Source organism: Paraliobacillus sp. X-1268 (genome assembly GCF_003426095.1).
Taxonomy (GTDB): domain Bacteria; phylum Bacillota; class Bacilli; order Bacillales; family Amphibacillaceae; genus Paraliobacillus_A; species Paraliobacillus_A zengyii.
Genome location: NZ_QJSK01000016.1, coordinates 1 through 13,364 on the forward strand (window position 1 = coordinate 1; position 13,364 = coordinate 13,364).

Annotated in this window: 13 protein-coding genes and 1 riboswitch; of the genes, 2 read left to right on the top strand and 11 right to left on the bottom strand. The window is 36.9% G+C overall.

The window, feature by feature from the left end; translation table 11 throughout:
* Nucleotides 1-508: 508 nt before the first annotated feature.
* The 7 genes from D2K62_RS14360 to D2K62_RS14395 all read right to left on the bottom strand — a co-directional run bounded on the left by D2K62_RS14360 (nucleotide 509) and on the right by D2K62_RS14395 (nucleotide 6,779).
* Nucleotides 509-1,111 (bottom strand): DedA family protein, encoded by a 603-nt coding sequence (locus tag D2K62_RS14360; protein ID WP_117161633.1) that lies wholly within the window; start codon nucleotides 1,109-1,111, stop codon nucleotides 509-511.
* A 211-nt stretch (nucleotides 1,112-1,322) separates the two neighbouring features.
* Complete coding sequence (locus D2K62_RS14365; RefSeq protein WP_117161634.1) at nucleotides 1,323-2,411, bottom strand: N-acetyltransferase DgcN family protein; 1,089 nt, start codon at nucleotides 2,409-2,411, stop codon at nucleotides 1,323-1,325.
* Nucleotides 2,412-3,164: 753 nt separating this feature from the next.
* Nucleotides 3,165-3,944 (bottom strand): TatD family hydrolase, encoded by a 780-nt coding sequence (locus tag D2K62_RS14375; RefSeq protein ID WP_112180221.1) that lies wholly within the window; start codon nucleotides 3,942-3,944, stop codon nucleotides 3,165-3,167.
* Entirely contained in the window at nucleotides 3,944-4,681 is a 738-nt protein-coding gene (locus D2K62_RS14380) for an ABC transporter ATP-binding protein (RefSeq protein WP_112180220.1), read from the bottom strand. The genes D2K62_RS14375 and D2K62_RS14380 overlap by 1 nt, the downstream gene beginning before the upstream one ends.
* On the bottom strand, nucleotides 4,678-5,442 hold the full coding sequence (locus D2K62_RS14385) for an ABC transporter permease (protein WP_117161636.1): 765 nt from the start codon (nucleotides 5,440-5,442) through the stop codon (nucleotides 4,678-4,680). The genes D2K62_RS14380 and D2K62_RS14385 overlap by 4 nt, the downstream gene beginning before the upstream one ends.
* Nucleotides 5,443-5,489: 47 nt before the next feature.
* The gene (locus D2K62_RS14390; RefSeq protein ID WP_117161637.1) at nucleotides 5,490-5,780 is read right to left on the bottom strand and encodes a thiamine-binding protein; all 291 of its coding nucleotides are present in this window, start codon (nucleotides 5,778-5,780) and stop codon (nucleotides 5,490-5,492) included.
* 18 nt (nucleotides 5,781-5,798) lie between these two features.
* On the bottom strand, nucleotides 5,799-6,779 hold the full coding sequence (locus tag D2K62_RS14395; RefSeq protein ID WP_112180217.1) for an ABC transporter substrate-binding protein: 981 nt from the start codon (nucleotides 6,777-6,779) through the stop codon (nucleotides 5,799-5,801).
* Nucleotides 6,780-6,875: 96 nt separating this feature from the next.
* Nucleotides 6,876-6,987, bottom strand: a riboswitch (TPP riboswitch).
* Nucleotides 6,988-7,171: 184 nt separating this feature from the next.
* Here D2K62_RS14395 and D2K62_RS14400 point away from each other — a divergent pair.
* Complete coding sequence (locus D2K62_RS14400) at nucleotides 7,172-7,894, top strand: DsbA family oxidoreductase (protein ID WP_112180216.1); 723 nt, start codon at nucleotides 7,172-7,174, stop codon at nucleotides 7,892-7,894.
* Between the two features lie 90 nt (nucleotides 7,895-7,984).
* The gene (locus D2K62_RS14405) at nucleotides 7,985-8,671 is read left to right on the top strand and encodes a thermonuclease family protein (protein WP_117161638.1); all 687 of its coding nucleotides are present in this window, start codon (nucleotides 7,985-7,987) and stop codon (nucleotides 8,669-8,671) included.
* A gap of 61 nt (nucleotides 8,672-8,732) precedes the next feature.
* On the opposite strand, the gene D2K62_RS14410 is transcribed toward D2K62_RS14405, so the two are convergent.
* The 4 genes from D2K62_RS14410 to D2K62_RS14425 all read right to left on the bottom strand — a co-directional run bounded on the left by D2K62_RS14410 (nucleotide 8,733) and on the right by D2K62_RS14425 (nucleotide 13,342).
* On the bottom strand, nucleotides 8,733-11,396 hold the full coding sequence (locus D2K62_RS14410; protein WP_117161639.1) for a cation-transporting P-type ATPase: 2,664 nt from the start codon (nucleotides 11,394-11,396) through the stop codon (nucleotides 8,733-8,735).
* A gap of 70 nt (nucleotides 11,397-11,466) precedes the next feature.
* Nucleotides 11,467-11,796, bottom strand: coding sequence for a chaperone CsaA (csaA, locus tag D2K62_RS14415; protein WP_112180213.1), 330 nt, complete (start codon nucleotides 11,794-11,796; stop codon nucleotides 11,467-11,469).
* Nucleotides 11,784-12,374: a DUF459 domain-containing protein gene (locus D2K62_RS14420; RefSeq protein ID WP_232828023.1), complete on the bottom strand. Its 591-nt coding sequence runs from the start codon at nucleotides 12,372-12,374 to the stop codon at nucleotides 11,784-11,786. Before D2K62_RS14420 ends, csaA begins: the two co-directional genes overlap by 13 nt.
* Complete coding sequence (locus D2K62_RS14425) at nucleotides 12,371-13,342, bottom strand: HD domain-containing protein (RefSeq protein ID WP_112180212.1); 972 nt, start codon at nucleotides 13,340-13,342, stop codon at nucleotides 12,371-12,373. The genes D2K62_RS14420 and D2K62_RS14425 overlap by 4 nt, the downstream gene beginning before the upstream one ends.
* Nucleotides 13,343-13,364 lie beyond the last annotated feature (22 nt).

Below are 13,364 nucleotides of genomic sequence, written 5' to 3' on the forward strand. Positions count from 1 at the left end.
GCGTTCGTCCTGAGCCAAGATCAAACTCTCCATAAAATGCGAGCTTGCTGCTCAAATACTTAACTAGCTTGTTGTTTCTACTTACTTAACATACTGTGTGTTTCGTTCAGTTTTCAAAGATCAATTTTTCGTTATCCTTTTTCAAGGCAACTTATACATTATAACATCTACATAATGTTACGTCAATACTTTTTTTCGTTCAAACAATCATGTTATAAAAACAATGTTGTTATAGCCAACGTTATTTCGTCAGCTAAATAATTATAACACGGTTTAAAATAAAGTCAACAATGAATTTATTAACTTAAACTTATTTGTTATCACCTCGAAAAAGCAATAGAGTTCAATATACCATACAATCATTTACATTGTAAATAACAAATTAGAATTAATTAAACGATTTTAAGAGATAAGATCTACTTCCTTCTATATAAAACTATACCTCAAAATGATTTGTTAAAAGTACCTACTAGGTATGTATTCCCTAACTTCACTTTTCTTAGTCAGGTTATTTTCTTTTTTTTATAAAAATCAACACACCTATGACAACCATAATACTAAGTAGAGCATATAATACCGTCGAGTAACTTTCCATAATACGAACTATATCATGCCATGATTCACCTACATAAGCACCCAGTCCGACAAGTACACTATTCCAAATCAGAGATCCTAATGTAGTTAATAGAAGAAACGGAATCACTCGCATTTTGGCCAAGCCTGCTGGAATGGATATTAAACTACGAATAAGCGGAACAAAACGACATAAGAAAACACTCCAACCACCATATTTATTAAACCAACCGATTGCCCGATCGACATCAGTTTCTTTTAGACGAAGTATATGACCACGTTTTGCAATGAATTTTTTTAACGTTTCGATGGATATCGACCAACCAATAAAATAGAGTGCGATCGCACCTATCACTGATCCCGCTGTTGATGCAATGATAACTCCCACTACTGACATTGTTGTTGTTATCGTTAAAAAGCCGCCAAATGTAAGAATAACTTCTGATGGAATCGGTGGGAAAATGTTCTCAATTGCAATTAAAAAAGCAATACCTAGATAACCATAACTATTCATTACTGTCATTAACCAGTCTTCCATGCTTATCAATCCCATTCTACAATTACTTTATGTACTCTTTAATCAGTTAAAGCACGTTCCACTTTATTCTACTAATAGATATTCATATTATGCCGGAATTTATATTCTATACATAGTACAAAAATTAGTTGTTTTCCCTTAGAAACCAAAAATCCCTATCCATGTATATAAGGATAGGTAAATTACCATTTTTAGTTTATATCAAAACTGTTTATTTAGATAAACCAACTGTTTGTTTGCTTTTTAATTCTGGAAAAGCATCAAAAATACTCGTAATTAGTTTGTCACAGCCAAACTTTAGTGTATCTGTTGTTGGTAGTTTATGATTTAATTCATACTCTGAAATTGTTGTATTTAGTTCTTCATCCGTCATATTTTCATGATTTATCGTTATTGCGATTACCTTTGATTTAGAGAATGTTTCTATAAGATTTATTTCACTTTCAATCGTGGGCATTTTCTCATAACTGAAGTCACCTGTGCGTTCTCGTTTAGGTGCGTGCTGAACAATAATTGCTCCAGGTCTAGATCCTCTAATAATTCCACCTGAACTAATGTATGCAGGGTGGCTTAACGCGCCCTGGCCTTCAACGATTATGATATCTGGTTTGTCATTATCATAAGCACGCATGATTTGATGTTCAATTTCACCAGTCATAAACTGTGATGGAACAGCATCAATAGCAACGCCATACTTCGCACCTTGTATAATACCAGTTTGTCCGGTTGCAATAAATGCAACATTTAATCCTTTTGATAGCAAGGCATCTTCAAGTAATACAGAAGTAGTTCGCTTACCATTTGCACTATCAGTACCCAGTACTGCAACGACAGGTGTGTTAATATTTAGGATTCGACCTGAAAATAAGTGTAAATCTTTTTTTGCTGCAGGTTTTCTAACGTCAAGAATGGAAATTCCAAATTGTTTCGCCACAGTTGTGAATTCCTTATCATCTGTGAAAAATTCATGTAGTGGATTGATAATATTAATCCCTTTTTCCATTGCTCGTAAAACGATACTTCTTTCATCTTCCTTTAGAAATCCTTCAGATGGAGCAATTCCATATATAAATTGATTCGGTACTTTATCTAATTTTTCGATTGCATCTGTTAAGTTCTCAAATATTGGAATGCCATTTTTTTCTCCAACAAGTATTTCACCTGTATCCATTCCAGTCTTCGTACTATCAATAACACCAACAATCTCAAATTTTCTTGAGCTTCTTACCAGTCCATTGGCTGTCTTTCCATCCTTTGAACCAAAATTACTTTCACAATAAACTATCGCCGTTTCTTTCATAAGACTTTTTCCTCCCTAACATATCTTTCTAATCTATTTAACCTTCTAAAGAAAAAGTCTATATATCTTATTCTCACAAGATATAATTCTGCATTGCACAGTAAGTATAGCATACGCCTGACCCTCTAAGCTATACTATTAGGAAGAAAATGGATGCATTTCAAATTGTTTTTTAAAAACTTTAATTAAAAACTATATTTCCACAAATTCCAACACAACATAAATTAAGTCGAATTACTATCAACTGCGACGTAACAGAATTTCTTGACCCGCTACTCAAGTAAAATTGACTCCCTTTCCGCAGGCACGGCTTCAGCTAACTCGGAAACTAAGAACGTTTCCGAGTGGATCTTCAGCCCGCGCTGTTCCTGCAGGAGTGTCGTCAATTTCACTTGATACGCTAATATCCACCTTCCCATCACTAACAGAGAGTATAAATCTTTACATATAAATGAACTATTATTATTTTCATCTAGTTTAATCCATCTTTTCTGTCCATATTGATATCGTTTATAATTAGATTCCAGCGAAGGAAGCAAATGGTTGAGTCTCCTGTGGGAACAGCACAAACCGAAGATCCTCTATAGAAGCGTTCTTTGCTTCTATAGATAGCTAAGGTTGTGCCCACGGAAAGCGAAACCATTTGCTGACGTAGCGGATAAAGAAGTTTCACTACGTCGCAGTTTCTCTCAAGTCTGAATAGTGAATAGCAACACTGTTTGCGAAAAATCAAAATAAAAAAACTAGTAAATACTAGTTTTCTAAGCGGTAAAACGTTTTTGTGTTGTTGTATAACTGCTGATAGACTTCGCTGATTGGTAATTGCTTCAGTTCGGCAATTTTTGCGATTGATTGATGAATCATTTTCGGATGGGTTTTCTCTTTTGAAACGGGACCTTCGAACGGCCATGGTCCATCTGTTTCAACCATCATTTGATTGAGGGGATAGCTTGTAACAAGTGTTTGTATTTCTTCTTCATAGAGACAATCTGGTGTAATCGAAATAAAATAGCCATTGTCAATCATTCGATCAATTGTATGCTGATCCCCTTTAAACCAATGAAAATGCACATCTTTTAGATTGTGTTTTTCTAACAGATCACAAACAATTGGAGCATCGTCATAGACAGCATGCAAAACAATTGGCTTGTCCAGACGTGCAGCCTGTTTAATAAATTGTTCTAGTAATTCGACATAAGGTTCGTAATCCAAATTAGGTTCTTTCTGCCGTTTATAAAAAGGCAAACCTACTTCGCCGATAGCAACTATCTCATGTTGATACTGTTCTATTTGAGACAGTATCATTTCCAACTCAGTTGAGGTTGGTAAGAATTGTTCTGGATGAAAACCTATTGCCGGCTTAACTCGAGCATCTCTTCTGGCTAGCTTCATTACTTTTTCTGCCGAATGAACATCATTGGAAACACAGATCAGTGCCTCTACTTTCACTTGTTCCAACTCAGCTAGTATTTTCAGACGTTCAGATCTTGCATATAAATCCAAATGAATATGTGCATCAATAATCGGAAACATTAGATTGCCCCCTGCAACTCTTGATAAATAGATTTTTTCCATTGCAAAAATTCTTCCGTCAAAAAAAGATTCGGATCACGCGGACGTTCAAATGGTATGTTGAACTCCTTTTTTATTGTAGCTGGTTTGCTTGATAAAACAATAATCCGATCAGATAAGTAAAGTGCTTCTTCAATGTTATGGGTAACAAAAAGAATTGATTGACGATTCTCTTCCCAAATTTTTAATAGCCATTTCTGCATTTCCAATCGGGTGAATTCATCTAAAGCGGAAAACGGCTCGTCTAAACAAATGAAATCTTGTGGACTTAACAATGCACGAACGAAAGCAACGCGTTGACGCATCCCTCCTGATAACGCATATGGATATGTATCTTCATAACCAGACAGTCCAGCTTTAGCTAACATAGATCGTGCTTTTTGATAATCAGGTTTACCTTGAATCTCTGCACCTAAAACAACATTTTCTAAAATCGTTCGCCATGGAAATAGCGACGGACTTTGTGGTGTATAACTGATTGCTCCGCGTTTACCAGTAATCTTATTTCCATCAAGGTAAAAGTCACCAGTGTCAGGTGTGTACATGCCACCTATCAAATGAAATAGTGTGCTTTTTCCACTTCCAGACGGACCTAGTAAAGAAACGAATTCACCATCTTTGACTGAAAAAGATAGATCAGCTAGCACTTCTTGATCTACAAATGACTTTCCGATTTGTTTAACGACAAGTTCGCTCAATTGTTTTCCTCCTTCACACGTCCTTTAATAAATATCTTTTCTAAGCCAACAATAATTCCAAAGAAGAGCATGCATAAGAGCATAATAAAGAAAATAGCAACAAAAACACGATCCGTTCGAAAAGAGGACTGAGCTAATGTCATATAGACGCCAATTCCCTGATTTGCTCCAAGCCATTCGGAAATAACTGCGCCCATTACACTATAGGTTGCAGCGATTTTTAAGCCCGAAAAAACTGATGGTAGCGCATGTGGTAATTCTAGTTTCGTGAAGATCTGCCGTTTGGATGCACCGGCCATCTGCATGTAATGCAACAATTCGTGACTTGTTTGGCGAAAACCATCTAATGTCGAAACCGCGATTGGAAAGAAACAAACGAGTGTAATGACAATAAGTTTAGGCATTACCCCAAATCCAAACCAAATAACGAGCAGTGGTGCAAGTACGATAATCGGAATGTTTTGCGATAAAATCAATAACGGATAAAAGGCCTTTTTAAAGGTTGGTAATATATGCAAACTAATCGCCACCATAAGTCCCACTGATACGCCAATGGCAAATCCAATTACTGATAATTTCGTTGTAGAGATAAGGTGATGCTGATAGCCACTCCAACCAGCGATTCCTTCTTGAACAATTACAGTTGGTGCCGGTAATAGCCATGCTGGGATATCAAAAAGGTGACTAATCGTTTCCCATAATACGATAAGAACAGCAATGACGATAATTGGACTGATCGTTTTTGTTGTAATTTTTTTCATATTAGAAAGGCGATGTCAAAACTGGCACCGCCATCCCTCCCTTTTACTTAACGATACTTCTCTGTTAATACGTCCATTGATGCACCATCAGGCTTATAATAGACTTTCACTTGCGAAATAATACTCGGACAACCACGGGCAGCCATTTCTACATTCATTTTTTCTATAATTTGAAATAGCTCCGTTAATTCACCTTCCATTGTCGTTTCGAGTGGATTAACTTGGTACCTCACACCAGATGCTTCGATTACTGCGATTGCTGCGTCAACATATGGAATGACATCTTCGCCATTTTTTGTTTTTGGGATAATTTGAATACTTACAAGTGCATTAGCCATTTTTCGAGAGCCTCCCTTTTAATCTTCAGGTAAAAATTCATTCGTAAATGCATCATTCGCATTAAGTTCTGTCTCTAATAAATCATTTTCGTACATCCAATCTGCGTAATTTTCCCACACTTCAACATCTTGGACACCCCATTTAGCTGCGTCATCCTGATATTTTGGTGATAACCATGCTTGACTAGCCTTCACAAGTTCTGGGTCTAAATCAGGTACAGCTTCAATTAAAATATCTGCCGCTTCTTCTGGATTATCTATTGCATAATTATACCCTTTTGCTACAGCCGCTAAGAACTTTTCAACTGTTTCTGGATTCTCATCGATCATCATTTCATTCGTTGTAATGACTGGTGTGTAGTAATCTAATTTCTCTGAGTAATCGGTTAGATACTGCATGTTTAGATCAACACCACGAAGCTCAGCCTCAACACCTGTCCACCCATAATATATCCAAGCAAAATCAATATCACGTTCTACCGCCGTGAAGAAATCAGTATTTCCCATATTGATTATGTTCACATCTTCCACACTAGCGTCTTCTTGTTTCATTAGTGAGTCAATTACTGCTGCCTCAACTGGTGCTCCCCAACCACCATACGTTTTACCGGCATAATCTGCAGGTGATGTAATTTCTTTATCTACTGGAGAAGCAAATCCTGAAGTATTATGCTGAATAACTGCTGCAATAGATACAATCGGTATATCTTGTGTCCGAGCCTCTGTAATTGTTTCCTGTGCACTAATTCCAAAATCAGCTTTTTCCGCTGCTACAACTTGATCTGCACCAGATTCACTTGGCAATGTAATTTCTACATCTAAGCCTTCTTCTTCAAAAAAACCTTCAGCTTGCGCAACATAAAGCCCGGTATGATTTGTATTTGGTGTCCAGTCTAGCACCATCGTTACTTTCTCCAATTCTTGACTAGCTTGTTCGTCATTTGCACACCCTGTAATAATAAATCCAAGTGTAACCAATAAAAATAATACTTTCTTCATCTTAAAATCCCCCTTTTATTTGTGGAGGAACATATCCTTTTTCACGAAAAAAAATACGCTTAGGCATTAGCCTGGGCGCATATATAGTCACTTCTATTCGTGTTCATATATGTTCCCTACGCTGGTCTCAGCCAGATCAGGTTCCAAGGGTCAGTATCTATAACGGATACGATCTCAACCAGCCAAACTGGTCCCCCTACATTGAAACGTGCTATTTAATTAATTACACTACCAACTTTGCCATAGATTCGACTAATATTCAAGTACTATTTCATCATCATTAGTCATTTTTCTTTACTATTCAGTCTATACATAAGCAAATGATTTCATCTTTTCTACTTATTATGGCAGAATAAACATGCAAAGATTAATTAAATAACTGAGGTGTTCTAATGAAAATAGATGTATGGTCTGATTTTGTTTGTCCGTTTTGCTATATTGGGAAACGTCGCCTAGAACAAGCGCTCGAACAATTCCCGCAAAAAGATAGTGTTGAAATAGAATTTAAAAGCTTTGAATTAGATCCAAATGCAGCAGTATATGCAGGTAAGAGCATTCATGAAGCAATTGCTGATAAGTATGGGATGCCAATCGAACAAGCGAAAGAGACAAACGCTGGACTTGGTCAGCAAGCTGAAAGTGTTGGTTTGACATTCCATTTCGAAACAATGAAACCGACTAATACGTTTAACGCGCATCGCTTAGCAAAATATGCCAAAAGTATTGGTAAAGAAGCAATCTTGACAGAGAAACTATTGTATGGTTATTTTACCGATTCTGTTAATCTAAGTGAAACAGATGCATTAGTTAAGATTGCAGAAGATGCTGGGCTAGAGAAAACAAAAGCAATAGAAGTTCTTCAAGATGAAACAGCTTTTGCTAATGACGTACGAGCTGACGAATCATTGGCACAACAATACGGTGTGACTGGTGTACCGTTTTTTGTAATTAACGATAAATATGCAATTTCTGGTGCTCAACCAGTAGAAACATTTAAAGATGCCTTAAATACAGTTTGGGAAGAAGAAAATCCAAAGCCAAAATTTACGGATCTTTCAACTTCTAAAACAGAATTTTGTACTGATGATTCATGTGGCATTCCCGAAGAAAAATAATACGTGAAGGTTTCCGAAAAATCGGAAGCCTTCTTTTTTTATCTATGCTAAAATGAATGTTGCTAAAAACAAGGAGGACATCATAGAATAATGGCAACTTTATTACAGAAAAAACTAGGCTTATTACTAATCATATTAACCTTATTAACTGGCTGTGGTCTTCAAACTGATCTAAACAGGGAAACACAAACAGATTCGGATCTTCCTTCCGCAACTGTGGATCGTGTTGTCGACGGCGATACGGTCCATATTATCTTGGATGGTGAAGAGGAAAGTGTTCGACTTTTACTAGTTGATACACCTGAGACAAAACATCCTAACCTGCCAGTCCAACCCTACGGAGAACAAGCGAGTAAGTTTGCTAAAGAAAAATTGACAGAAGGCACTCAAATTCAGCTCGAATATGATGGTCCAAAGCGAGATAAGTATGACCGACTGTTAGCATATATATGGATAGACGGTGAACTTTTTAATGAAATGTTGTTGGAAGAGGGATTCGCACGTTACGCCTATGAATATGATCCGCCTTACACACATTCCGACCAACTAAAGGAAGCCGAAACTAAAGCAAAAGCAGCTGATCTTAACATCTGGAGTGAGGATGGTTATGTAACTGAAGATGGTTTTACAACAGTCGATATAGATGAAACAAGCTCAGATGTTTACTATCAAAATTGTACGGCAGTAGCTGAAGCAAATGCTAGTCCTATTTCAGAAGGAGATCCTGGTTATGGTACACATTTAGACCGAGATGGCGATGGTATTGGTTGTGAATGACATAAAAAATAGTAAAACACTGTATCTTCAATGGAGATACAGTGCTTTTTCATGAAAACTCTTAGGCTTTATTGCCATTAAAAAATGTTCGTTTCAAATACTTCTCTATTTCTACTATTATAAATACACTTAATCCGACTCCAATCGGAATTAACCAGAGTCCAATATCTAGTGCTGCTGTGGCAAAAATAGTTTGCATAAATGGTAAATACGTAATCGCAAGCTGAAGTAGAATTAAAATCGCACAAACAATAAATGCAATTTTATTCGTGAAAAAGCTTTTGTTTAGCGCAAATCCATGTTCGTTTCTAACATTAAATAAGTAAAACATTTTACCAAATACAACAATATTTAATGTCACTGTATTAGCTACTGCATGTGCATAACCATTATCTACCATTATTGCATTAGCAATCAAACCACCACCAGCTACAAGTGCTGCCACATAAAAGATTCGAAATACATAGTACTTGCTTAACAATTGTGTTCCCTTTTCTCTTGGCTTACGAATCATCACATCTTTTTCAGCAGGTTCATAAACGAATGCAAAAGATATAGTGATGGCCGAAACCATATTAATCCACAATAGTTGAACAGGACTTAACAACATGGAAATTCCCAGCAAAATACTTGCCATAACGATAAATCCTTCTGCTGCACTAGTAGGTAACAGGAATAATATCGTCTTTTTCACATTATCATAAACGCGACGACCTTCTTCTATTGCATCGACAATTGTCTTGAAGTTATCATCTGTCAGAATCATATTCGAGGCATCTTTTGCGACTTCTGTTCCTTTAATTCCCATCGCTACACCTATATCAGCTTTTTTAAGTGCTGGTGCATCGTTAACACCATCTCCGGTCATTGATGTTACTTCACCATTTTCTTGCAATGCTGTAACAATGCGTAATTTATTATCCGGACTTGTACGAGCAAATATAGCATAATCTTTAATAACAGAAGCTAGTTCTTCGTCAGTCATTTTATCGATTTCTTTACCTGTTATTGCTTGGTCATTTGTATGTAGACCAATTTTATTACCAATTGCGAGCGCAGTTTCTGGATGGTCACCTGTAATCATTTTAACTTGGACTCCAGCCGAGTGTGCGGCTTTAACAGCTTTAATTGCTTCTTCACGCGGTGGATCAATAATACCAGCTAACCCTAGAAACGTAATATCTGTGGATAAGTCATCATGTGACAGTGCTTCAACGTCATCAGCTACTTTTTTATAGCCAGCCGCAATGACACGTTGACCTTGTTTAGCCAATTGTTCCATCTGATCTTCCCAATAGTTACGATCAAATCCTTCCATATCTTCGACCATATTAAATAGTTCACCAGGCGCACCTTTAACGAATATATAGCGTCCATCATTTGGAACGTCAGATAGTGTCGCCATGTATTTATAGTCAGAGTCGAATGGAATTTTATCAACTTCTTCTGTTTCTGGTAAAGTTAGCGCTGTTTTTTCTGCTAACGTAATAAAACAGCCATCCGTTGGTTCACCACTAATAGCCCAGCGATCTTCTTCGTCTTTTGTTAAGGAGGATTCATTTGCAGTTTTCGTTGCAAGGAGAAACTTTTCGAGTAGCGGATCTTCTTTATCAGCGTTTGCTTGTATTTCTCCTACAGGTGCGTACCCCTCACCTGAAACTTTATAAGTATTTTCCGCTGTCACAACCGACTTTACAGTCATTTCATTTTTAGTTAAAGTTCCCGTTTTATCTGAGTTAATAACCGTTACTGATCCTAGTGTTTCGACAGAGGGTAAACTTTTTACAATTGCATTTCGTTTCGCCATCTTCTGCACACCAATGGCTAGGATCATTGACATAATGGCAGGCAATCCTTCTGGGATCGATCCTACTACCATTGCGATAACAGATAAGAATAACTCACCTATTTCGTAATCCCGGAAAAAGTATGCAAACGCAAAAAATCCAATTGCTATTATGACAACAGCAATCGTAATATTCTTACCAAAAGTAGCCGTTTGTTTTGTTAATGGTGTCTCCATTTCTTTTACTTCTGTCATGCTTTCATTGATTTTACCAATTTCAGTATCATTACCTGTTTCTACTACGACACCAACACCTGTGCCAGAAGTAACGGATGTACTGGAAAATGCCATATTGATACGGTCTGCTAATACGGTGTCAGCAGGTAAAGCTTCGATTTGTTTTTCTACCGAATCTGATTCACCTGTTAAGGCCGCTTCTTCCATTTTCAAATTATCTGTATCAATAATCCTAAGATCTGCAGGCACCCGATCGCCAGGAAATAAATAAACAATATCACCTTTAACAATCTCTTCTGCATTTATTTCAATTCGTTGACCACCACGTTTGACTGTAGCTTCGGCCGATAACATATTACGGATACTATCTAACGCTTTTTCTGCCTTGTTTTCTTGTAAGTAACCAATTAATGCGTTAACGATCACAACTGTACCGATCACGGCTGAATCAATATACTGGTTAATTAAAAATGTAATTATCGTAGCAGCAATTAGCACATAGATAATTACATCATTAAACTGTTTGATAATTTTCTTTAACGTAGACTCTTTCTTTACCTCATCGAGCTTGTTTTTTCCTTCTTTTTCTAGTCTCGCTTTTGCTTCATCTTTCGTTAAACCTTCATCTATATTCGTATCTAATCTTTTTTTGAGATCTTCTACACCTGTAGCATACCAACTTCGCATAGTTTCATCATCCATCTACGCTTCCCCTCCAAAGTAAGTTCTTCTTAACCGTTCCCAACAAGGAAGGGGAATAAACATTAACTTTTCACGATACTATCGTCCCATTCGCTACTTTTTCGTCTGGACTTAACAATACGACATCATCTGCACCAGGTACACCTCCGATCACAAGCACTTCAGATTTAAAGCCAGCAACACGCATAGCTGGAAAGTTTACTACTGCAACAACTTGTCGACCTACTAATTGTTCTGGTTCATATCTTTTGGTAATTTGTGCAGAAGACTTTTTGATCCCCAGTTCTCCAAAATCAATTTCAAGCTTTATTGCAGGTTTGCGTGCTTCTGGAAATGCATCCGCCTGCAAGACTGTCCCTATCCGTATATCTAATTTATTGAAATCGTCTATTGATGCCATCTGTATTCCTCCGTCAGCTTTTTTATAATTAAATCTACTAAATAATCATAGCCTGCTTCACCGAAATGGAGTCCATCATTTCTTATTCCTTTTAATTTTTGTTGGTATTTCTCACATGCCAACAACTCAGAGAATAAAGCAATATAACCAGCCCCCGTCTTTTCTGCAACATTTCTAACAACAGCTGCATACGTAGCGAGTACAGTATTCGTTCGCGCAAACTGAATCGATTCATCGACAGGGCTAGGTGTGATTAAAATTGTCTTCTTAGGACCAATCGTTCGTACAATTTTAAAAAGGTTCTCTTGATATGTATCTATAGCTATCATTTTGTGAAAAGCCGCGTCATTAGCGCCAAACATAACGGTAACCAAGTCTGGCTCCCTTAAAAGGACATCCGCTTCTAAGCGATTTATTGCGTCTACTGTATTATTACCAGAGATCCCTGCGTTAATAACGTGATAGTTCGCTAACTTTGCTGCTAGCTTAACTGTTAGCATCGGCTCATCGAATCCCTCATGCCTAGCCGTAATACTATCACCGAAGCAAACTAATTTTTTCATTTTCGTATCTTTCAATCAAAAGCGACCTCCATTTCAAAAGTCAGTGAGGTTAACTTATCGATTATATATTGAGCTTGTTCATTATAATCAGCTAAAAGTCTACCATTACATAATGGTGACTTTCGATACATTTTCCGAACCCTTATTGGATAACCTTTTCCTGATTGCTTGGGGTATATTATAATTCTATTTGGTTGATAGCTTACTATATTAATGATTTTATTTGCTTTCGTAGAAGGTGATTTTTTCAATATATTAACTACGTCAGCATCGATCATTCGAGTAAAATCAAATCTATCTGTTTCCGATCCAACTTCTTTCCAATGGCACCGAATCGCTTCAGCTAAAAGACGATCAATCCCAACCATTTTAGGGAATAAGAAAAGTTGATGATCTGCTAAAATTAATTGAAGTAGATAGAGCCCAGTTTCTTCATCGGTCTCTATTCCATGTTGTGAACAAGCGAGCTTTTTTAAAACATTCTTTGGCAGTACATCTAGCTTACCAGCCATATATGTATCTCGTAAGAAGCTATCTAAGTGGTCAATCCCTAAATTATTACCGATACCAGTTAAGGCTGAGTCCATATTTAACAAATTTATTATCTGTTCCGGATCAATGCCTCCATTAATTAAGATAGAGTTGATTTCTTTTTCTTTTATATACTGCACCGTTAACTGATGATGGTTAAAATCTAATATCTTTTCTACAGCATGAGAAAATGGCAAATGACCAATATCATGCAAAATAGCAGCTATACGTAACTCAATATTTTCCGGAAAGAAATAAGCAGTCAATTTCCAGACACCAACTGTATGTTCAAAACGCGAATGAACAACAGAAGATATCAAAGAACCCGCACCAAAATGTGCAAGATGTTTTAGACGCCTTAACGGACGACTTGCAAACAATGCCAGTTCAATGGAAGAGGCTCCCACATCAGGATATAGTGGTTCATGCAACAATACATTTTGATTAGACATTCATGCATCCCCTCTTTTTATA